Origin of the sequence: Gracilibacillus sp. HCP3S3_G5_2 (genome assembly GCF_052063305.1) — a bacterium.
In the GTDB taxonomy this organism is placed as follows: domain Bacteria; phylum Bacillota; class Bacilli; order Bacillales; family Amphibacillaceae; genus Gracilibacillus.
Genome location: NZ_JBQHXU010000011.1, coordinates 26,520 through 47,799, shown reverse-complemented (window position 1 = coordinate 47,799; position 21,280 = coordinate 26,520). Strand labels below are relative to the sequence as shown.

The window sequence follows — 21,280 nt, the reverse complement described above, 5'->3', positions numbered from 1 at the left end:
TCTTCTTTTATAATTGTATTAAAGACCTTTTTATACCTATAATGAAGGCTTGTTTACCCATTTATATCCAATACCCCAAACAGTTATTAAATAATCATCTATGGGAAATCCAGATTGACGAATTTTATCTCGCATGTTCCGTACATGCGAATCAACTGTTCTTCCTTCTGTGTGCGAATCGTATCCCCAAATTAATTCAATTAATTGTTCTCTAGTATACACTTGGTTTGGTTTTCTCATAAAATAACCTAGCATGGTAAATTCCTTTGGCGTTAACTTTAATGTATTATTTTTATATGATAACTCAAACTCATCCTCATTCCATAAGAGACCATTTACTTCAATCTTCCTCGCAGGTTTCATTCTACGTAATACCGCTTCTATTCTTGCTAATAGCTCATCTTCGTCAAAGGGTTTCGTCACATAATCATCTGCACCTAATTTTAACCCTTTTATAATATCCTCTTTCTGTTCACGAGCAGATACCATAATGATAGGGATGTCCGAATCTTTTCTAATCTCTTGGCATAATTCCCAGCCGTTCATTTCAGGCATCATAATATCTATAAGTACTATGTCAAAGGTTTCTTCTTTTAATAAAGATAATGCTTCTTTAGCACTAATAGCTTTTTTACATATAAAATTATGCGGTCTCAAATATAATGCTAATAAATCTAACATTCGTTTTTCATCATCTACTAATAGAGCTTTAACCATTATATTCACCTCTTGTTAAATGAATAATAACCCTTGTACCCTTACCAAGTTCACTTTCGATTTCAATCGTACCTCCGTGAGATTCTATAATTTCTTTTGCAATAGCTAATCCTAATCCCGTTCCACCACTTTCTCTGGAACGCGATTTTTCTACACGGTATAACCGTTCAAATAGATATGGTAATTCCTCTTTTGGAATTCCTTCCCCTTCATCTGAAATAGTTATAGTAATTTCCCTATCATTCTGGGTTACTTCTAATGATATAGACTTTCCATCGGGTGTATGTTTTCTGGCATTATCCAGTATATTTAATAAAACCTGTTGGATTCTATCGGGATCAATATTACCTATGATATTTACTGGGCATGAAGTAGAAAGTGTAATATTTTTTTCTTCCATTACTGGAGCAATTCGTTCTTCAATCGTTTGGATTAGTTGTCTTAAACTAACACTTTTTCGATTAATTACAAACTTATTCTCATCCATTTTAGCTAGGTCAAATAAATTCTTAACCAGAACTGTCAAATGCTCCGTTTCTTCCCGTATAATATCCAGATATTCTTTTCTTTCTTCGTCCGTTATGTCTTGCTTACTGATGATATCCGCATACCCTTTTATGTAGGTTAATGGCGTTCTAAGTTCGTGAGAGATACTTGCCAAAAATTCATTTCTGTCATTTTTTAATCGTTCTAGATCACTAGATAACCACATGATAGAACCGGCTAATTCACCTAGTTCATCTTTTCGTTCCATATGTAATTGCACCTTATTTTTCCCCTCGCTTAGTTGTTCGGTGGCTTCTTTCATTTTCATTAATGGTAACGTAATAAAACGAGAAAGAATAAAAACGGTAAAGATGGTTAGAACAATGGTGATTAGTCCAACTATGACAAATTGATCACTCAAATGATTAACCATATTTTTTACAATATTGGTATTAGCAAACATAAAGACATGCCCTTGATGTTCCTCATCAATAGTAATGGGGCTATCAACCGCTATATATTGTTTTTCCGACCAACGTTGTTCTACTACTTTTCCTACACTGGGTATATCCTTATAATCCGTATGATCAATTACTTCAAACATTTCTTTTTCGACAGGATCGGAATTAATGATGATGTTACCATTGGCATCGGTAATAATAACAGCAAATTCCGATTCTGACTCCATGATAGCAACATGCTCCAACGTGGATGAATTAAAGTTGTTTTCCAAGACAGCACTATGTGTATTGGCACGAGCTAATAAACTATTCATTACTTCATCAATACGTTCATTTGCTATATTTGTATATAGAATAAAATAAACAAAAACCTCGATAATTAACATGAATACAAAGAATAATAGTCCAATTTTTAAGGATAATTTATTAAACATAATTGACCTCTTTTACCAGTAAGTTAAAGTATCCAGAATACCAATAACAAGAATAATAACCCCTGCAAATTTCTGAACGAGTGAACCTATTTTTCTGCTTTTCTTTAATATAATCCCACTTGCCCCAAAATACCAAATAAGAAAAATAATTAATAAAAGTGGGAGAGAGGTTCCAATTCCAAATACAGAAGGTAATACAAATCCATATGATGTTTCTAATACAACTGGCATTAAGGTTAGTATAAATAATACAAACATAGTAGGGCAAAATGCTAACGTAAAACTTGCACCCATTAAAAAGCTTCCTAGATAGCTGTCTCTAAGCCTAGTAGGGATTTTAAACATTTTTCCGGTTTTCCTCCAACTAAATAATCCGAGCATAAATATACCAACTAGTATAAGTAATGGCCCTATTAATTTCCTTAGAATCGGGAACATTTGTGTAAGAGTACTGTGTACTTCCTTTCCGAGTAACCAAATCACTAAACCAATAATTGAAAAAACGACTATTTTACCTAAAACAAATAGAAATACGTGTAACCAAGGGACTTTTTCAATTAATGATTTATTCCCATAAATAGTCATTGCACTAATATTACCTGTAAGTTGACAGGGAGCAACTGCGCCAATTAAACCAAGAAAAAATGCAAATAACAGCGGTATATGTTCATATCCATATGCAATTTGTTGAAGTGGCTCATTTAACATGATGCCTATTTCGTTAAAAAGTTCGAACATATCAATTCACTCACTTTGCCTTTAATAGTCTTATCCATTAAATAACATATAAAAAAAATGTCCATTTTTTGTGCAGATTTCAGCAAATATTAATCAAAGGTAATAATGAAGAAAGAGAATCTCAAAATATTAATAGAAAGTGCGTTTTAATGTGATTGTTAAATAATAGGGGAAATATAACAAAATATAAAGTTTATCCATTGACAATAATACTATACGGGGGTATCGTAAATATATAAAGATAAGGAAGTGATTCATTTGGAGGAAAAATTCTTACATGATCATCCGAGTAAACCAAGAACAAAAGATGAAATGCAAAAAATAATTAATCGTTTAAAACGAATTGAGGGTCAAGTTCGTGGAATACAGAAAATGGTGGAAGATGATCGTTATTGTGTAGATATTTTAGTACAAATAAGTGCCATTCAATCGGCATTAAAAAATGTAGGATTTTCTATCACGGAACGACATATTAAACATTGTGTTAGTGATGCTATCAAACAAGGTGAAGGTAAGGAAACCATTGAAGAATTATTGAATGTCATGAAGCAGTTTTCTAAGTAAGGAGGGAATTATTATGAGTGAAACAAATCATACAACACTTGGTGTAACAGGGATGACCTGTGCAGCCTGTTCTAATCGTGTTGAAAAGGTTTTGAATAAAATGGATGGGGTCAAGGCTCAAGTTAATTTAACAACAGAAAAGGCATCGATAGATTATGATCCAGAGAAAACCTCTATTGAAGACATATCGAAAAAAATAGAGAATGTTGGTTATGGTGTTCTAACGGAGAAAACAGACCTAGATGTCTTTGGAATGACTTGTGCAGCTTGCTCTACCCGTATTGAAAAAGTATTGAACAAACAAGATGGAGTAAAACATGCAACTGTTAATCTAACGACAGAAAGTGCAACGATTGAATATAATCCGGGGTTAGTTGATGTAAAATCATTAATTGATAAAATCAAAAATGTTGGCTATGATGCTAAACCAAAGGCAGAAGCGAAAGAAAAACAAACTTATAAAGAAAAACAACTAAAAAATATGAAGACGAAATTAATTATTTCAGTCTTACTATCTGCACCATTATTATTAACAATGCTTGTTCATTTATTTGGGATGAGTATACCAGATATCTTCATGAACCTGTGGTTCCAATTTGCTTTGGCGACACCAGTTCAATTCATCATTGGATGGCAATTTTATGAAGGTGCATATAAGAACCTACGTAATGGTGGGGCAAACATGGATGTACTTGTTGCTTTAGGTACAAGTGCGGCTTATTTCTATAGTTTATACGAAGCATTTAAGACTATTGGCAATCCAGAATATATGCCACATTTATACTTTGAAACCAGTGCTGTTTTGATTACGTTAATTTTGTTTGGTAAATATTTGGAAACGAGAGCGAAAAGTCAAACAACAAATGCTTTATCCAAATTGCTTAATTTACAAGCAAAAGAAGCTCGTGTAATTAGAGATGGTAAAGAATTAATGATTCCTGTAGAAGAAGTTGTCGTTGGAGATCGCTTAATTGTCAAACCGGGAGAAAAGATACCGGTAGATGGTATGGTTGTAAAAGGTAGAACTTCGGTAGATGAATCCATGCTTACAGGAGAATCAATTCCAATTGAAAAGGATTCAGGGGCAAAATTAATTGGATCTACTATTAATAAAAATGGCTCCATTGAAATGGAAGCAACAAAAGTAGGAAAAGATACGGCCCTTGCATCTATTGTCAAGGTTGTGGAGGAAGCTCAAGGATCAAAGGCGCCAATTCAACGATTGGCAGATGTTATTTCAGGTTATTTCGTTCCAATAGTGGTCGGTATTGCTATCCTTACTTTTATTATATGGATTACTTTAGTCGAGCCGGGTCAGTTAGAACCTGCTTTAGTTGCAGCAATTGCTGTACTTGTTATTGCCTGTCCATGTGCTTTAGGACTTGCAACACCAACATCCATTATGGTTGGAACAGGAAAAGCTGCAGAAAGTGGAATCTTATTTAAAGGTGGGGAACACCTAGAGGGAACACATGAGTTAGAAGCAATCGTACTTGATAAGACGGGTACAATCACAAAAGGAAAACCAGAAGTAACTGATTTTTCAGGTGATGAAGAGACATTACAATTATTGGCTAGTGCAGAAAAAGGGTCTGAACATCCACTTGCAGAAGCAATTGTGGCATATGCTACAGAGAATAATATCGACTTTTTGGAAGTAGAACATTTTGAGGCAGTACCGGGTCATGGTATTGAAGCAAAAATTTCCGGAAAAAACATTCTTGTTGGTAATAGAAAGTTAATGAATGATCATCAAATTAATACAGCAGGTTATGAAGAAAAATTAGTTAATTATGAAACTGATGGTAAAACAGCGATGTTGATTGCCATTGATGGTGAGTACCGGGGAACAGTTGCTGTTGCAGATACTATAAAAGAAACGGCTCCAGAGGCTATTAAGCAATTGAAAGATTTAGGAATAGAAGTGTTTATGTTAACAGGTGATAATGAAAGAACAGCCAAAGCAATAGCAAAACAAGTTGGAATTGATCAGGTAATCGCTGAAGTATTACCTGAAGAAAAAGCAGCTAAAGTAAAAGAGATCCAAGAACAAGGTAAGAAAGTTGCAATGGTTGGAGATGGTGTGAATGATGCACCTGCACTTGTTATAGCGGATATTGGTATTGCCATTGGGACTGGTACAGAAGTGGCTATTGAAGCTGCTGACGTAACGATTCTTGGCGGTGAGCTATTGCTTATACCGAAGGCAATTAAAATCAGTCATGCAACGATTAGAAATATCCGACAAAATCTATTCTGGGCATTCGGATATAATACAGCCGGAATACCAGTTGCAGCAATTGGATTACTTGCGCCGTGGATTGCTGGCGCAGCAATGGCGTTAAGTTCAGTAAGTGTTGTTACTAACTCACTTCGACTAAAAAGAGTGAAGTTATAAAATATATTAAATTTATTTAAAGGAGGTGAAAATATAATGGAAAAGAAAACATTAGACGTACAAGGCATGTCTTGTGGTCACTGCAAAATGTCAGTTGAAGGTGCATTGAAAAAATTAGATGGCGTATCAGCAGCTGAGGTTAATTTAGAAGCTGGAAAAGTAGATGTTACTTTTGATGAATCAAAGGTAAATGTTGATGCCATGAAAGATGCAATTGAAGAACAAGGCTATGATGTTGCCTAAATATACGAAATAGGCTGGTTTTCATAGAGAAGACCAGCCTTTTAATATACATTTAATAAGGTGTGAGGGTGGTTTCAAATTTGGATAAATAATGTTACTTTCACTAAGGGAACCAATATGTTAACCATTAGAAATTAGATAGTATTAAAGAACAAACTTTACCAACACTGACATCAACGTAAAAAATACTAAAATCCCAACAATAAAAATTGTAATCCAAAGAGCATTCCCTTTCTTTTGAAGAATTTTATACTCTTTATAAGTGATTTCTCCTTTTGCAAATCTTACCCCATTGTCATTCGGTTCAATAGAATAATGCTTTCCTTCTAAGTCCTCCAAAATAACTTTTGTAATTAAAGCGGACTTGTTCCCCATTTCCGTTTCAAGACTTACCCAATCATTTAATCTACTTTGGACTTCAAAACAGTTGCCACCTGCAAAGTCAACCCTAATTAATTTGTATAAGGAGCTTTCCCATATCTTTTTGGACATTTCATGAGTTTGTTGTTCAATAAAACTATAGGAAAAACACAAAATATCTCACCTCGACTTCACTTTTTCTCTGAACCAAAAAAGTGATTTAAGTACCAATTTACTTTTACTATATCATATGAAAATATTATAAACGGTTAATTAAAATTGTTATATAAATATTTTTAGTGGAACTTTTCGAAGGCAACAGTAGATTATTTCAAGGATACCTAAAATCTCTTGGCATTAACCAACGTTTTAGGATGAATTGTCAGCAAAATAAAAAGGGGCTGTACGTAACCCAAAACAATCGGTACAGCCCTTCTTAATGTTTATTCCGTAAAATTAGTATACTTCTACTTGCCCCATCATACCGTTATCCTCATGCTCTAGAATATGGCAATGGTACATATAGATTCCCTCTTCTGGAAAGGTGACGAGCAGTCTTACTCGTTCGCCCGGTTCAATAAGAACACTATCTTTCAGCCCTTGTTCATTCGGAGCTGGTTCCCTTCCATCACGCGATATGATTTTGAACTGAGTACCATGAATATGGAATGGATGTATCATTCCCCCCATTTCGTCTGGCTTGTTATAAACTTCCCAAACTTCCGAAACTCCTTTCTTTTGCCGCAAGTCAATCCGTTCAGGATCGAATTTCTTGCCGTTTATGGTGACCTTATCCATCATTCCAAACAGTTCGATCTTCTTGGAGACCGGTAAGGATTTTTCTTCTTCTTTAAGGAAGGTAGTGTCATCGGTCCAAGATATGGATTCCATTTCTTCCGTTCCGCCGTCGATATCCAAATCAAAAGGCAACAGAGCATTACCTTCTTCATCAGTAATGGCAATTGGCTCATCGGATTCCATCGCTGAAAAATCAATTAGGATTTCAGCGCGCTCCGATGGGGACAGCGTAATCTCATCCATTTCAACCGGTTCATGCAATAACCCGCCATCTGAAGCAATCTGAGTAAATGTGGCCCCATTGCTTAAACGGAACGTGTAATTTCGGGCGTTCGCGCCGTTTAGGATTCGAAAACGCATCAGCGGTTTTGTCACAGTCAGTTTCGGATTAATCGTACCGTTAACGAGCGATACATCTCCGATTGTTCCATCACTGTTCATCAGATTTTTATAATCCAGTTGCTTGTTTTCGTCAAAGAGACGATCCTGAAAAATGAGAGGGATATCATCTACACCATAAGTATGTGGCAAAGCAGGAGCTTCTTCATCCGTCTCCTCCACGTAGAGCATTCCTGCAAGCCCTTTGAAAACTTGTTCAGCAGTCGATTTGTGTGGATGTGGGTGATACCACAATGTCGCTGCCGGCTGATCGGCTTTTAAGGTGACGATTTTACTTTCCCCCGGCTGAATTACATCACTCGGACCACCATCCTCAGTTCCCGGTACTTCAAGACCGTGCCAGTGAAAGGTTGTTGGTTCGTTTAATTCATTCCGGACCTTCACTTTAACGGTTTCCCCTTCTTTCAACTGTAAAGTCGGACCCAACAAATTCCCATTATATCCGTAAGTATTGGTTGGAGAGCCATCAAAGAATTGCGTCGTGCCTTCTTGTGCGACCACCTCATAATCGAAATCTGATTCCTTCTGTTTTTCTAGCAGGGGTGGTATTACTAACTCCTGAGTTCCTTTGGAGGCTTGAAGAGGGGGGATATTATCATGGTCCATGTGTTCTTCCATACCTTCCATGTCCCCGTGGTTCATATCCATATTTTCTTCATGTTGCATTTCTCCAGATTCCATAGTTTGTTCTACAGACTGTTGTTCTGTTGTGATGTTTGTGCAACCCGTCAATATTAGCAACAAGCCTGCACCTGTCAATATACTTTTTTTCATTTGTTCGCTCCTTTATTCGTCAAGTATAAGTTGTTGAAAATATCATTTCGGTTTTTGCATTTTAGATTTCTGATGAGTTATTTAGTTGTAATCACCACGAGTTAGAAAATTACCTTTAATACATTTTCCTCCTTCCCTTGCCATTCAATCTATCGTCGCAATTATCATACCGAACAAATATCGAGAAATAATGCATAATTGGAGTAAAAACTAATCACTATTAAATTTAGATGTTGAGTATAAATGGATTATTCTACTGAAATGTCATTGATATTAAATGACATTGTATTTTTATAACCTTTTGTAATCCACTTGGAAAAGGAATGGAGATTTATTTTGGAAATATTCGTAATTTACGTTTTGCAAGGTCTGCATATAATCTGCAAATTTACTGGTTAGAATATAAGCAAGCTTTATTTTATTAGGAGGGATTGTTTAAATGCAAAGTAGAAAAATCGTAATAGGGATAATTACTATATTCACAGTACTTATCTTATCTGCATGTGCAGGTGCAAATGAAGAGGAGAATACAGAAACCGAATCTAATACGGAAGAAAATGTGGCTAATAATAATGAAATGGATATGGAGGAATCTGATACCAATGAAGATATGGAAGGCATGGATCATTCTGGTATGAACCATTCTAGCACTGGCGAAATTCCCGAAGGCTTACAAGAAGCGGACAACCCTTCTTATGAGGTTGGTAGCCAAGCAATTATTGAATCCGATCATATGCCGGGTATGAATGGTGCTGAGGCGACGATTGTTGGTGCATACGATACGACGGTATATACTGTTTCCTACACACCAACGACTGGTGGAGAACCAGTAGAAAATCATAAATGGGTTATTCATGAAGAGATTGAAGAAGCAGGAGATGAACCTTTTGAACCGGGTACTGAGGTGACCTTAAATACGGATCATATGGAAGGAATGAACGGGGCTGATGCAGTTATTGATTCTGCCGAAGAAACAACGGTATATATGGTTGATTTTGTAACAACTGATACAGGAGATGAAGTAAAAAACCACAAGTGGGTAACGGAAAGTGAATTGTCATCAGTAGAATAATTATTAAATTAGGGACTTATCCAAATCGGGTAGGTTCTTTTTTAGTAGTTGAATTGGGAGAGGTACTTGCTATTATTTACATATATATAGGTAAGTTGTATAACTCTATCTGACACAATAAACATTCGTTGCTACTACTATGGAATAATCACCAAGATTAATGCACTTCTGAAATTTTAATGAAAAGGGAAGGAGAACTACAAAGTTGACCTAGAAGGAGAGAGTAGAGAATAAAAGAAAGAATACAAAAAGAATTTAAGTAACAGAGCTAGTTAGAAATACAACAAACTCCAAAATTATTCACCTTGTAGAAGAAACACAAGATGAACGCACACCATCTCAAGCGTTTGTAGATAAATTTGCAAAATATTATACACCTATTATTATTTGGTGGGAGCTGGGGAACTTGGGCTTATCAAGGGCAAGCTGTTCTTGTCGTTGGTTGTCCTTGTGCATTAGTTATTTCAATTGTTTCAGCAATTGGAAATGCAGCTAAAAAAGGTGTGCTTATCAAAGGCGGAATTTATCTAGGAGAAATGGGTGCCTTAAAAGCGATTGCTTTTGACAAAACTGGTGCATTAACAAAAGGGATTCCTGTTGTAACAGATTTTAATGTGTTGAACAGTTAATGGTACATTCAACGACTTATTTTCACTTCTTTAAAATATATCCGATAATTAAAGGGAGAATCTTTAAAGAAGATGTAAACCAATTTATTTAATATGGAGACACAGGATAGAATAGAAAGAACGCATCATAAGCTAAAATTTGATGTGTTCTTTTTTTCTCTTATGTGGTCTTACCTTTAGAGATAAACAATAAAATCTGAGTGATAATAGCAAGTATAGGTAATTCCAATAATGGACCTATAACTAATGTTAAAGCAATTAAAGGTTGATCCGGAAATGCTGTCATAGCAATTGCTAAAGCTATAGGTGAATTTCTAGCTAAAGTGGTCATATTCAAACTGACTTTATCAGATTGCGAGAATTTCAGAAGCTGCCCAATTTTCCGGCCAACGATAAAGTTTATTACAAAATATAGAAGAATAGGGATTGTTAACTTCCACAATAAATTTAGGTTATCAAGTAGTAATTGTCCTTGAGAAGCAAACATTGCAACGATTGCAAGGCTTAGAGAAATAATTGGTAGCGCACTTAATTTCGATAATAGATTTTTAGCGAACTGTTGTTTACTTTTCAATAATGCTTTTGTTAAGACTGATAAAGCTAATGGGATGAATAATACAATCAGTATACTTTCAACCAAAAAGGAAAGTTCAATAAATCCTGTAGTTCCACCGAAAATTAGAAGATAAACGGGTAGTAAGAAAACCTGTAATAGTAAATTTAAAGGCAAAATAGCAGTTGATAAAGCAACATTTCCCTTTGCTAAACCTGTAAAGATTATGTACCAATCAGTACAAGGAGTAACCATTAACATGATAAAACCAATATATAATGCAGGGTTATCACCTAAAAATAGTAAAGCTAATAGCCACGCTAAAAGAGGTGTCCAGAGAAAATTCATGATGACTGTAGTAGATGTGAACTTTAAGTTTTTAAAAGACTTTCTTATTTCTTCAAAAGGAATTTGTAAGAAGGTAATATAAAGCATTGATATTAATAACGGTACAATAAAACTCTCTGCACTCGTTCTTATTGGTTCTAATTGTCCTAGACTTATGCCTATGATTACTGCTAAGAAAATAATAAATGTATACATCTTTTCGAATAAACCCATTTCATAATCACCCCAACGACAAGATAACTGTTATTCACGCCATTTTACCACAGAGTAACGACTTTAAGTTTTTTAGTAACTGAGAAATATTATTGGTTTGTAACTTTAATACATAAAGTAAAATAGACATCAATAATTATACATGCATTATTGCTAAACGTGCTTTATGTATTATTGATACAGGTTGTTGAATAAAACATTATTTTAAATGTCACATTTTAATGAAATATTTTATTGTATATATAAGCAAATAGTTATATGCTAATGTTGTAATGAAATTATAAGGAGGAGATGATGTGCTGCAAACAACCATTGAAATGGAAAAGGCTGCAGTTATTTTAAAATTATTGGGTGATAAAACAAGATTAACGATTATGAAATTAATTGATAATCAAGCTTGTTGTGTCTGTGAATTTGTTGAAATATTTCAAGTCAGTCAGCCATCGATTAGTCAGCATTTACGTAAGTTGAAAGACTTAGGATTGGTTAAGGAAGAAAGAAAAGGGCAATGGATATTTTACTCCGTAGATAAGGAAAATGAATATTATTCATTTATTAAACCTATTCTTGATCAATTACCTAATCAAGATTACAAATTAAAAGAACTTGAAGAAAATGGTACACGAATTTCTTGTTGTTAAATTGGAGGTATTATTTTGTCTACAACGCTTATACTCGCAATATTAATTTTTATTGCAACCCTAGTACTAGTAATATGGCAGCCAAAGGGCTTAAACATTGGCTGGTCCGCAATGGGTGGAGCTGTAATTGCCTTATTAGTAGGGGTAGTAGGATTCAGTGATGTTCTTGAAGTAATTGACATCACATGGAATGCAACGCTATCCTTTGTCGCAATTATCCTTATTTCTTTAATACTAGATGAGATTGGATTATTCGAATGGGCAGCACTGCACATGGCACGGGTAGCAAAAGGTCATGGAATAAAAATGTTTGTTTACATTAGTATTTTAGGTGCAGTTGTTGCAGCATTATTTGCGAATGACGGAGCGGCACTTATCCTAACACCGATTGTTCTTGCAATGGTGCGAAATTTGAATTTTAAAGAAAAAATGATATTCCCTTTCATTATGGCAAGTGGATTTATTGCGGATACAACTTCATTACCATTTATTGTAAGTAACTTAGTAAATATCGTTTCTGCAGACTTCTTTGGCATTGGATTTGTTGAATATGCTTCGCGGATGATTATTCCGAACTTATTTTCACTAATTGCAACCATTTCGGTATTACTAATCTACTTTAGAAAAAGTATCCCTAAGAATTATGATTTATCGAAACTTAGGGAACCGAAAGAAGCAATAAACGATATAAAGATGTTTCGCCTTTCTTGGTATGTTCTCGGATTATTAGTAATTGGCTATTTTAGTAGCGAATTCATAAATTTACCAGTATCTATTATTGCTGGGGCCATAGCTATATTCTTTATCATAATGGCCAGACGTAGTGCCGCTGTTAATACGAAAAAAGTTATTAAAGGCGCTCCGTGGAATATCGTTATTTTTTCAATTGGAATGTATGTCGTCGTATATGGATTGGGAAATGCCGGGCTGACCTCTGCGCTCGCAAGTGTTCTTCAAACTGTGGCTGAACAAGGATTATTCGTTGCTACAGTTGGAATGGGTTTTATAGCTGCTTTCCTGTCATCGATTATGAATAATATGCCAACCGTAATGATTGATGCATTAGCCATTGCTGAAACGAATACTTCTGGTGTATTAAGAGAAGCGCTTGTTTATGCTAACGTAGTTGGTTCGGATTTAGGACCAAAAATTACGCCAATTGGTTCACTAGCAACCTTAGTGTGGCTCCATGTACTTTCCCAAAAAGGAATTAAAATTTCATGGGGAACCTATTTTAAAACCGGGATTGTTTTAACTATCCCAATACTTTTTATTACTTTAGTAGGTCTTTATCTAACACTTCTACTATTTTAAAAAGGAGAATGAATTATGGCTAAAAAAACAATTTATTTCTTATGTACAGGGAACTCATGCCGTAGTCAAATGGCAGAGGGATGGGCGAAAAAATATCTCGGAGATGAATGGGAAGTTAGAAGTGCAGGGATTGAGGCACATGGACTAAACCCAAATGCGGTAAAAGCAATGAAGGAAGCTGGAATTGATATTTCTGTTCAAAAATCGGAAACCATTGATCAAGAATTTTTAAATAACGCAACATTGGCGGTAACATTATGTGGAGATGCCAAAGACCGCTGTCCAGTGACACCACCTCATGTAAAACGTGAACATTGGGGCTTTGACGATCCAGCCAAGGCTGAAGGTACGGAAGAAGAAGTTTGGAAAGTGTTTCAGCGCGTTCGTGATGAAATAGGTGAACGGATTAAGCGATTTGCTGAAACAGGTGAATAATAGGGAATGATGAGGCATGTTGATACGCAAGCCTTATCTTTTCGGTTTCTATATAAGTATATAACTATACATCAATAAAGAAGTTGTTCATGATGAAAAAGGTAGAAATGTTTGACCCAGCAAAATGTTGTTCTACAGGTGTTTGTGGACCGAGTGTCGATCCAGATTTAACTAGAGTTGCATCAGCTGTTTATTCCCTTGAACAAAAGGGTGTTACTGGTAATGCGGCTCAGAATGTATTAATTAATATGAGTTTTAAAGAGGTATTTAACCTGTCTGGTGGGAATAAGAATTATCAGAGTTTTAAAAAGGGAAAACAATAATCATAAAACGACTGATAAGTGAAATAAAAGGTAGGGAGAACTTCCAACCTTTTTAAATTTATCTTAACCATTTACTAGTGGGGGCAATTTTATAATAAAAAACCACTTTTCATTGAAGGAGAATACTTTAGTAGGGAAATTTTAATAATATATATCTACTTGACCATGTACTGTAGTACATGGTTTATAATTTTATTGAGGTGAAAATAGTGATTTATCGCATTGGTGAGTTTGCAGATAAATGTGGAGTTAACAAAGAGACGATTAGATATTACGAACGAAAAAATTTACTAAAGGAACCTTCCCGAACAAAAACTGGTTATCGTTTATATTCAGATTATGACGTTAAGCGTGTAGGATTCATCAAGCGAATACAAGAGCTTGGTTTTTCTTTAGGTGAAATCTACAAGTTACTTGGAGTTGTAGATAAAGATGAAGTCCGTTGCCAAGATATGTTTGAATTTGTTTCTAGAAAACAAGAGGAAGTTCAAAAGCAAATAGAGGATTTAAAACGAATTGAAACTATGTTAGGTGACTTGAAACAACGATGTCCTGATGAAAAGCAATTACATGCGTGTCCAATAATAGAAACTTTAACATGAGAGATTAATGAAAGGAGCTTTATTATGAATAAATATAAGGTAAATATTGAAGGAATGACTTGTACAGGCTGTGAAAAACACGTAGAGTCAGCACTTGAAAGTATAGGTGCTAAAAATACTGAAGCAAATTTCCGTCGCGGTGAAGTAGTATTTGAATTGCCTAATGGTATAGAGGTTGAAAGTGCAAAAAGGGCAATTAACGAAGCAAATTATCAAACTGGAGAAATTGAAGAGTTACTACAACAAGAAAATGTGGTGTTAGGTACTAAAGGTAATTATGATCTTCTTATTATTGGTTCTGGTGGTGCAGCTTTTTCTGCTGCAATTAAAGCTATTGAATACGGTGCAAAAGTTGGAATGATTGAGCGTGGAACGATTGGAGGGACCTGTGTGAATATTGGCTGTGTTCCATCCAAGACCCTTCTTAGAGCAGGGGAAATCAATCATTTAGCTAAGATAAATCCGTTTATAGGTTTACAAACATCTGCTGGAGAAGTGGAATTGGCTCCTTTAATCAAGCAAAAGAACGAATTAGTGAGTGAACTTCGGAATCAAAAATATGTCGATTTAATAGACGAATATGGATTTGATTTAATTGAGGGAGAAGCAAGCTTTGTTGATGAAAATACAATTGAGGTAAATGGAACAAAACTTTCTGCAAAACGCTTTTTAATTGCAACAGGGGCCTCTCCTTCTATCCCATCGATTTCTGGACTTAATAAAGTTGATTATTTAACAAGTACAACGCTATTTGAATTAAAGAAAGTTCCAAAACGTTTAACGGTGATAGGTTCAGGATATATTGGGATTGAGCTTGGGCAACTCTTCCATCATTTAGGTTCAGAAGTAACACTTATACAAAGAAGTGAGCGATTATTAAAAGAGTATGACCCGGAAATTTCTGAAACAGTAGAAAAAATGTTAATCGAACAGGGTATACACCTTATCAAAGGAGCAACATATGAGTGTGTCGAACAAGATGGGGAGATAAAAAAGGTTTATCTAACTGTAAACAGTAAGAAAAAAGTCGTTGAATCAGAGCAGTTACTTATTGCAACAGGAAGAAAACCAAATACGGATTCTTTAAATTTACGTGCTGCAGGTGTTGATGTTGGAAAACAAAAGGAAATACTGATAAATGAATTTGCTCAAACAAGTAATGAAAAGATTTATGCAGCAGGAGATGTGACATTAGGACCGCAATTTGTGTATGTAGCAGCCTATGAAGGTGGAGTTGTTGCAGATAATGCAGATGGTGGATTAAATAAAAAAATAGATTTATCCGTTGTTCCAAGCGTTATATTTACAAATCCATCGATTGCAACAGTTGGTTTAACGGAAGAACAAGCAAAAGAAAAAGGCTATGAAGTAAAAACATCAGTATTACCGTTAGATGCAGTCCCAAGAGCGATAGTAAATAGGGAAACAACAGGTGTATTTAAACTTGTAGCTGATGCAAAAACGTTAAAAGTATTAGGGGTTCATATCGTAGCTGAAAATGCAGGAGATGTGATTTATGCAGCGACATTAGCCGTTAAATTTGGCTTAACCGTAGAGGATTTAAAAGAAAGCTTTGCTCCATATTTAACATCGGCAGAGGGAATAAAATTAGCTGCCCTTACATTTGATAAGGATGTATCAAAATTATCTTGTTGTGCAGGATAAAGCTCCTTATTTATAGGAGCTTTAATTAATACACTTAAACTATCTCACCCTTTACAGGAATAACAGCAATTTAATAGTAATTTGGCTGGTTGCGGTTCAGTAGAATGTGTAATTAATGGTAGAGTATTATTAGGACTTATATCATTTGTTAATGGGTTCGGAATTATAACGAAAATAAAAAACCAATGTCGGAAAATGGTGATGATAATATGTTATCGAAACAAGCAATCCTTGATGAATTATCAAAAAACCTAAATACTTGGAGAGATAAACACGGTGTTAAGCGAGTTGGTTTGTTTGGTTCTTACAGCCGCGATGAACAAAAAGAATCCAGTGATATTGATGTAATAGTAGAATTTAACGACTCGGATTTATCTTTTGATAATTACATGGACTTAAAAATAAGCCTAGAAGATCACTTTCAGAAGCCGATAGATTTAGTCATATTAAATGATATTAAACCTGCTTTAAAGTCAGAGTTTCTATTGACTACTACATTTGTAGAAGAGGGAAAATAATAAGATTATAATTTTAGCAGTCTATTTGCTAGAAAATAGACTGCTAATTGAGCTTCCTACTAAAAATTGTTCAAATCTACAGTAAAATGCCAGCAAGTTGTCAAACAAGTTCATTATTTATCTCTTTAAATAACTTCTGATCAAACTCGTAGACTATTTTTTTGATGGTTCGATCTTTAGGCTTTTCTCCAGTATTTACTTGAATTTCTTTGATAAGCAACCGAAGTAATTCTTTCTTATCAAAGTCGTCTAATAAGTTAAAAAATGAATTAAAATCATTAGCAATGCGGTTAATTACTGGTAATAAGTCATTGTTATTCTTTAATTCTATCTGATTTGTTAGTAGTATTTTAAATTCCTTATGTTCACTTTCTTGATTCTGAACTCTTTTCATTTCATCACTAAGTGTATCAATGTCGATTATTTTCTTCGTATAAAGTTGTATGAGATCCTGCTTCTCTCTTTTTAGTTCTCTTAAATTTTTTTCTAGTAATTTAAGTTCCTCTTCAATTGGTTCAAGTTCACTTTTTAGGTTATCCATAACAACTGTTTGTAATGGTACAGAGAGGTTTAAATCGTTAAGGTAATTCATAACCTGTGATAAAACCTCTTGCTCTGCATACTCCTTTTTTACAAGATTCGACTTACATGCTTTAGAGCCACTGTTTTTAAAACGGCTACACACGTAATATTTGTATTTTTTGTTTGCATTTCCTTGTACCATCGCTCCTCCGCAAGTAGGACATTTTAATAGACCTGATAACGGAAAAGAGCCGTTGTGTTTTTTTTCTTGGGTATAACTACGTAGTGATAAAAGCTTTTGGGTTTTTTCCCAAAGCTCTTCACTAATAATAGGATAATGATTCCCTTTTTTATATTTACCTTTCCATTTAACATAACCATTGTAGATTTTATTATTGAGAATAGTTCTAACAGCAGTAATAGACCAATAATTATCCTTTTTGGTTTTGATACCTTGCATATTTAAACTACTAGCTATTTTTCGATAACCCCACATTTTGTTAGAGTAACAATCAAAAATGTATTTCACTACTCTTGCTTCATCTTCGTTAATAACTAATTTCTTATTTACTAAATTATATCCAAATACCCTTCCACCGTTGAAGTCTCCATTTTCAAAGGTTTTTTCCATACCTAGTGATGTACGAAAAGCGATTAGATCTTTTTCGACTTCTGCAATAATACCTAATATCTGATAAATAAGCTTTGAGTTAGGATCGTTTGTGTCGATATTATCAGCTATTGAAATTAGGTTCTTGTTAGCCTTTTTTAAACGGTTAAAGATATATTGAGAATCTAAAGAATTGCGTGATATGCGGTCTTGTTTAAATACGATGACGGAATCAATATTATTCTCCTCTTGGAAAACATTATAAAACATCTCTTTAAACTCAGGTCTATTTGAAAAACTCTCCCCGGATGCTGGTTCCTCTACATATGTTTTTACAAGAATAATATTATTTTCCTTACAATACTTTTCTATTGCTTCAATTTGTTGTTCAATAGATGTGTTATCTAGTTGTTTATTTGTGCTAATACGAACATAGGCGTATGCTCTTGTATATTTAGTTATCATCTTTCATCCTCCAATTCAGTAATAAAAGTATCCGAGTATTTAATCATTAAGTCTGTTAGGAAGTTTAGAAAGTCATAGCCTTTTATTTTTGTTAACTCTTTATTTGTTGCGAGTTTAAGTTTGTAATGCTTATCAAAATCTAAAATTTCGTTTTTTATCATAATGAATGAACTCTCCCCTTATCTATTTGTGGATTAAACACACAAATAACAGCCGGCTAGTCATTTGCTGAAATATGATAACCGCGAAAAAATGATATTTTAAGAGGAAATAAAAACTTTTTTTTTGCAACTTGAAATTTTATATCGATCATTTAGAGTAGCTATATCATTTACAGTTTTTAATTACACAAAAAAGCTTGAGGTATGTTCAAACTCCTCAAGCTTTGAATAATTGTAGTATTTTGGTCTTTAATTAATATTCCTGTTACGGAAGATCAGGAAATAATACTGTTCCCTCTTCGGTAAAAAAGAGATGGGGTTTTTTATATCCAAGAAAGTGGACATAAAGTGATTTTCCTTCATAAAGATTATCTATATTGGTTACTAAGTTACAATATGGTATGAAACCTAATTTACCATCTTTCGAATAGGTATATACCTCTATTCCTTTGTCTAAGAACTTACGTATTCTTACCTTTGTTGTCTGGTGGATAAAAAAGCCCGTTCTATCAAATGCTCTCACTAATAAAATCTCCTTTTATATTCTTTTCATATATACTTCTATATTTTGGGCATTTCTGCAGTATTATGTAAAGAAAAATTTTTGTTATTTCCATTTCTATACCATTTGTCCCATAACTCATGAAATACGAAGTTGTATTTAATCATTGTCTGATGTGATGTTTCAGTTGATTTAGATTTTAAATATACGATTACGGACCTTCCTTTAATCTAATGAAACTATTATAGCGATACTCATGTAAGAAATATACACTTTGTCTATAACCGGGTAGATAATAGTCATAAACGGTCAATTTAGAGTCATGTTTATATTTAGGATTTTTAAAGTTATATATCAATCTAATCAAATCACAGATCAAATGAAAAAAGAGACTATTATCTTTTTGACAAACTTAAATAACGTTCATTTAAAAGGTATTACTGGGCTTCAGTAGTGATCTTTTTAAATTTATAAAAAAATTTTATCTAACCTATTAAAATATGAAAAACACCACTTTATAATATTTAGGCTTTATCGTTGATAAAGCAACAGGACTAAAAATTATTCAATTAAAACGGAGAGGAAGGTGATAGAAATTAAAAAGAAACTAAAAAGAGCTGTAATTAAAGAGGAGTACGTCAAATTAACAGGCAGCACAGAAGAAGCAATCATACTAAATCAGTTTATTTACTGGAGTGAACGTACCAAGGATGTAAGTAAATATTTACTAGAAGAAAAAACAAGGTTAGAAAATGGCAGTAAGGAAGGTGATGTTTCCCTAAAATATGGATGGATTTATAAGAAGGCAGAAGAGTTAAAAGAAGAAGTGATGCTTAGCGTATCTGTAAATACAGTGCGGAAGCACATAAATCAACTGGTAAAAAAGGGATATCTAAATAAAAGAAGCAATCCTATCTATAGATGGGATAAAACATTTCAATATCGCGTAAATCTAGTAAAAGTGACATCAGATTTAAAAAAGATTGGATACCGTTTCGAAGATGAAAATTTGTTAACTGGAAGCGCAGATTTTGATGCTCGAGAAACAAATACTGAACAGTTGAATAATTATAATGAGTTTTCGAAACGCACAGGTATTACTGCAATACCAGAGATTACTACAGATACTAATACAAATAATTTATCAGAAATATCATCTTCATTGTCAATTGATGATGATATGAAATCCAATGATTCTAAACAATTTAATAAAATATGTGAACTTTATTTGAAGCTTAGTGGAAAGTCCAAAATATCATCTAATGACTATAAAGCTATTTTAGAAGTAGTCAAAGAGCAATGGAACACTAACCTAGTTCTGAAATGGATTGAGGATTGTTTTCGCCAGTTTAAGCCACAACACAAAAACGATCAAATTCGTTCTTTTCGATATGTAACAAACTATATTTTTGATCAAGCGCATAAAAACTATTTTTTTCAGGAGGTTGTTAACAATGAACAGAATACAGGAGATTATGTCGAAGATGAATATTTCGAACGATATGGGTGATTTGTCGTTGAAAAAGCCAGGGAAAATCACTAAGCCGTCAAATAAGTGTATTTATAATGAGTGTGATGGAAGTGGTATGATTCATTATCGCAGAGAAGATGGGACAGAAGCGATGACATTTTGCAAGTGTAGAGAGCAAAGACAATTACTAAATTCTATTAAAACTGCTAGAATTCCGAAAGAATATCATCATAAGAGCTTAGAAGATTTTAACGTTAACCATTATCAAAGTAAAGATGCTATAAAGCATGCAAAATATGCGCAAAAGGTAGCATCTGGATTTATCAAATCTTTTGAAACAATGAATGATATGGGAAAGGGTCTCTACATTTATAGCAAGACAAAAGGTACAGGAAAAACACTATTATCTATCATTATCATCTATGAACTAATGATGAAATATCAAATAAATCCACTTTATATTTCAGTGGTAAATATATTAAGTGAATTGAAGAATACTTTTCATCAAAAAGAGGTAAATTCATACGATATCATTCGATCTTTAACTGAAGCAGATATCTTAGTTATGGATGATTTAGGTGTGGAAAAAACTACGGATTGGGTGGAAGAAATCTTAACTCAGATTTTAGATGAACGAATGATGGATAATAAACCAACCATTATAACTTCAAATATGCCAATTACAGAGTTAGACCGAAAATACCCAAGCGGTCGTATAAAGAGTCGGGTGGAAAAAATGACTTTTCCAATTCCCATGCCTGAAGAATCTGTACGTAGCACCCTATCCAAACAAGAGAATGATAAAGTTGCTAAATTGTTTTTTGAAGATGAATAAGTCTGTCAATTAATAATGGGCCGTTACCT

General features: G+C 34.0%; 21 protein-coding genes and 1 pseudogene. 14 read left to right on the top strand and 8 right to left on the bottom strand.

Features of this window, described 5'->3' with window-relative positions; genetic code table 11:
- Window positions 1-36: 36 nt before the first annotated feature.
- From ACTNEP_RS16085 to ACTNEP_RS16075, 3 genes are read right to left on the bottom strand one after another with little or no spacing between them, the layout of a single operon-like run.
- Window positions 37-717 (bottom strand): response regulator transcription factor, encoded by a 681-nt coding sequence (locus ACTNEP_RS16085; RefSeq protein WP_204798084.1) that lies wholly within the window; start codon window positions 715-717, stop codon window positions 37-39.
- Window positions 710-2,098: a sensor histidine kinase gene (locus tag ACTNEP_RS16080; RefSeq protein WP_441163025.1), complete on the bottom strand. Its 1,389-nt coding sequence runs from the start codon at window positions 2,096-2,098 to the stop codon at window positions 710-712. Before ACTNEP_RS16080 ends, ACTNEP_RS16085 begins: the two co-directional genes overlap by 8 nt.
- 12 nt (window positions 2,099-2,110) lie before the next feature.
- On the bottom strand, window positions 2,111-2,836 hold the full coding sequence (locus ACTNEP_RS16075; protein ID WP_441163024.1) for a cytochrome c biogenesis CcdA family protein: 726 nt from the start codon (window positions 2,834-2,836) through the stop codon (window positions 2,111-2,113).
- A 312-nt stretch (window positions 2,837-3,148) separates the two neighbouring features.
- Here ACTNEP_RS16075 and ACTNEP_RS16070 point away from each other — a divergent pair, with 312 nt between their 5' ends.
- The 3 genes from ACTNEP_RS16070 to copZ are packed head-to-tail and all read left to right on the top strand — an operon-like array spanning window position 3,149 to window position 6,041.
- A complete protein-coding gene (locus tag ACTNEP_RS16070; protein WP_046128617.1) occupies window positions 3,149-3,400 on the top strand; it encodes a metal-sensing transcriptional repressor in 252 nt (83 codons plus the stop codon).
- A 13-nt stretch (window positions 3,401-3,413) separates the two neighbouring features.
- The gene (locus ACTNEP_RS16065) at window positions 3,414-5,798 is read left to right on the top strand and encodes a heavy metal translocating P-type ATPase (RefSeq protein WP_441163023.1); all 2,385 of its coding nucleotides are present in this window, start codon (window positions 3,414-3,416) and stop codon (window positions 5,796-5,798) included.
- 36 nt (window positions 5,799-5,834) lie between these two features.
- A complete protein-coding gene (gene copZ / locus ACTNEP_RS16060; RefSeq protein WP_040037994.1) occupies window positions 5,835-6,041 on the top strand; it encodes a copper chaperone CopZ in 207 nt (68 codons plus the stop codon).
- Window positions 6,042-6,185: 144 nt separating this feature from the next.
- Here copZ and ACTNEP_RS16055 read toward each other — a convergent pair whose 3' ends face one another.
- Window positions 6,186-6,575 carry a hypothetical protein gene (locus ACTNEP_RS16055; RefSeq protein WP_040037995.1) on the bottom strand — a complete coding sequence of 130 codons (390 nt, stop codon included), beginning with the start codon at window positions 6,573-6,575 and terminating at the stop codon, window positions 6,186-6,188.
- A 282-nt stretch (window positions 6,576-6,857) separates the two neighbouring features.
- The gene (locus ACTNEP_RS16050) at window positions 6,858-8,330 is read right to left on the bottom strand and encodes a multicopper oxidase family protein (RefSeq protein WP_441163022.1); all 1,473 of its coding nucleotides are present in this window, start codon (window positions 8,328-8,330) and stop codon (window positions 6,858-6,860) included.
- A 481-nt stretch (window positions 8,331-8,811) separates the two neighbouring features.
- On the opposite strand from ACTNEP_RS16050, the gene ACTNEP_RS16045 reads away from it, so the two are divergent.
- Window positions 8,812-9,444 carry a YdhK family protein gene (locus tag ACTNEP_RS16045; RefSeq protein WP_441163021.1) on the top strand — a complete coding sequence of 211 codons (633 nt, stop codon included), beginning with the start codon at window positions 8,812-8,814 and terminating at the stop codon, window positions 9,442-9,444.
- 271 nt (window positions 9,445-9,715) lie between these two features.
- Window positions 9,716-10,067, top strand: a pseudogene (locus ACTNEP_RS16040) (P-type ATPase); the annotation flags it as partial.
- 166 nt (window positions 10,068-10,233) lie between these two features.
- Here the strand turns inward: ACTNEP_RS16040 and ACTNEP_RS16035 are convergent.
- Window positions 10,234-11,187, bottom strand: coding sequence for an arsenic resistance protein (locus ACTNEP_RS16035; protein WP_040037801.1), 954 nt, complete (start codon window positions 11,185-11,187; stop codon window positions 10,234-10,236).
- Window positions 11,188-11,483: 296 nt separating this feature from the next.
- On the opposite strand from ACTNEP_RS16035, the gene ACTNEP_RS16030 reads away from it, so the two are divergent.
- The 7 genes from ACTNEP_RS16030 (at window position 11,484) to ACTNEP_RS16000 (ending at window position 16,685) form a co-directional block, all read left to right on the top strand.
- Window positions 11,484-11,828, top strand: a complete 345-nt coding sequence (locus tag ACTNEP_RS16030) for an ArsR/SmtB family transcription factor (RefSeq protein WP_087941717.1) — start codon at window positions 11,484-11,486, stop codon at window positions 11,826-11,828.
- Between the two features lie 15 nt (window positions 11,829-11,843).
- Window positions 11,844-13,142, top strand: a complete 1,299-nt coding sequence (locus ACTNEP_RS16025) for an arsenic transporter (RefSeq protein WP_040037802.1) — start codon at window positions 11,844-11,846, stop codon at window positions 13,140-13,142.
- A 15-nt stretch (window positions 13,143-13,157) separates the two neighbouring features.
- Entirely contained in the window at window positions 13,158-13,577 is a 420-nt protein-coding gene (arsC, locus tag ACTNEP_RS16020; RefSeq protein ID WP_040037803.1) for an arsenate reductase (thioredoxin), read from the top strand.
- An 89-nt stretch (window positions 13,578-13,666) separates the two neighbouring features.
- Window positions 13,667-13,900 carry an arsenic metallochaperone ArsD family protein gene (locus ACTNEP_RS16015; protein WP_438819050.1) on the top strand — a complete coding sequence of 78 codons (234 nt, stop codon included), beginning with the start codon at window positions 13,667-13,669 and terminating at the stop codon, window positions 13,898-13,900.
- Window positions 13,901-14,109: 209 nt separating this feature from the next.
- Window positions 14,110-14,502, top strand: coding sequence for an Hg(II)-responsive transcriptional regulator (gene merR / locus ACTNEP_RS16010; protein WP_040037804.1), 393 nt, complete (start codon window positions 14,110-14,112; stop codon window positions 14,500-14,502).
- 24 nt (window positions 14,503-14,526) lie between these two features.
- Window positions 14,527-16,167 carry a mercury(II) reductase gene (gene merA, locus ACTNEP_RS16005; protein WP_040037805.1) on the top strand — a complete coding sequence of 547 codons (1,641 nt, stop codon included), beginning with the start codon at window positions 14,527-14,529 and terminating at the stop codon, window positions 16,165-16,167.
- Between the two features lie 209 nt (window positions 16,168-16,376).
- On the top strand, window positions 16,377-16,685 hold the full coding sequence (locus ACTNEP_RS16000) for a nucleotidyltransferase family protein (RefSeq protein ID WP_062351127.1): 309 nt from the start codon (window positions 16,377-16,379) through the stop codon (window positions 16,683-16,685).
- A gap of 100 nt (window positions 16,686-16,785) precedes the next feature.
- Here the strand turns inward: ACTNEP_RS16000 and ACTNEP_RS15995 are convergent, their stop codons facing one another.
- Together ACTNEP_RS15995 and ACTNEP_RS15990 are read right to left on the bottom strand one after the other, a co-directional pair.
- A complete protein-coding gene (locus ACTNEP_RS15995; protein WP_100332656.1) occupies window positions 16,786-18,282 on the bottom strand; it encodes a recombinase family protein in 1,497 nt (498 codons plus the stop codon).
- 426 nt (window positions 18,283-18,708) lie between these two features.
- Window positions 18,709-18,966, bottom strand: a complete 258-nt coding sequence (locus tag ACTNEP_RS15990; RefSeq protein WP_100332655.1) for a hypothetical protein — start codon at window positions 18,964-18,966, stop codon at window positions 18,709-18,711.
- Between the two features lie 565 nt (window positions 18,967-19,531).
- Between ACTNEP_RS15990 and ACTNEP_RS15985 the strand changes: the two genes are divergently transcribed.
- Window positions 19,532-20,455 (top strand): hypothetical protein, encoded by a 924-nt coding sequence (locus ACTNEP_RS15985; protein WP_144089683.1) that lies wholly within the window; start codon window positions 19,532-19,534, stop codon window positions 20,453-20,455.
- A complete protein-coding gene (locus ACTNEP_RS15980) occupies window positions 20,400-21,251 on the top strand; it encodes an ATP-binding protein (protein WP_100332653.1) in 852 nt (283 codons plus the stop codon). The genes ACTNEP_RS15985 and ACTNEP_RS15980 overlap by 56 nt, the downstream gene beginning before the upstream one ends.
- Window positions 21,252-21,280: the final 29 nt, after the last annotated feature.

What these genes read in the sequence shown, in the direction of transcription:
- ACTNEP_RS16085 (WP_204798084.1), bottom strand. Translation starts at nt 717, where the DNA reads ATGGTTAAAGCTCTATTAGTAGATGATGAAAAACGAATGTTAGATTTA.
- ACTNEP_RS16080 (WP_441163025.1), bottom strand. Translation starts at nt 2,098, where the DNA reads ATGTTTAATAAATTATCCTTAAAAATTGGACTATTATTCTTTGTATTC.
- ACTNEP_RS16075 (WP_441163024.1), bottom strand. Translation starts at nt 2,836, where the DNA reads ATGTTCGAACTTTTTAACGAAATAGGCATCATGTTAAATGAGCCACTT.
- ACTNEP_RS16070 (WP_046128617.1), top strand. Translation starts at nt 3,149, where the DNA reads ATGCAAAAAATAATTAATCGTTTAAAACGAATTGAGGGTCAAGTTCGT.
- ACTNEP_RS16065 (WP_441163023.1), top strand. Translation starts at nt 3,414, where the DNA reads ATGAGTGAAACAAATCATACAACACTTGGTGTAACAGGGATGACCTGT.
- copZ (WP_040037994.1), top strand. Translation starts at nt 5,835, where the DNA reads ATGGAAAAGAAAACATTAGACGTACAAGGCATGTCTTGTGGTCACTGC.
- ACTNEP_RS16045 (WP_441163021.1), top strand. Translation starts at nt 8,812, where the DNA reads ATGCAAAGTAGAAAAATCGTAATAGGGATAATTACTATATTCACAGTA.
- ACTNEP_RS16035 (WP_040037801.1), bottom strand. Translation starts at nt 11,187, where the DNA reads ATGGGTTTATTCGAAAAGATGTATACATTTATTATTTTCTTAGCAGTA.
- arsC (WP_040037803.1), top strand. Translation starts at nt 13,158, where the DNA reads ATGGCTAAAAAAACAATTTATTTCTTATGTACAGGGAACTCATGCCGT.
- ACTNEP_RS16015 (WP_438819050.1), top strand. Translation starts at nt 13,667, where the DNA reads ATGATGAAAAAGGTAGAAATGTTTGACCCAGCAAAATGTTGTTCTACA.
- merA (WP_040037805.1), top strand. Translation starts at nt 14,527, where the DNA reads ATGAATAAATATAAGGTAAATATTGAAGGAATGACTTGTACAGGCTGT.
- ACTNEP_RS16000 (WP_062351127.1), top strand. Translation starts at nt 16,377, where the DNA reads ATGTTATCGAAACAAGCAATCCTTGATGAATTATCAAAAAACCTAAAT.
- ACTNEP_RS15995 (WP_100332656.1), bottom strand. Translation starts at nt 18,282, where the DNA reads ATGATAACTAAATATACAAGAGCATACGCCTATGTTCGTATTAGCACA.
- ACTNEP_RS15980 (WP_100332653.1), top strand. Translation starts at nt 20,400, where the DNA reads ATGAACAGAATACAGGAGATTATGTCGAAGATGAATATTTCGAACGAT.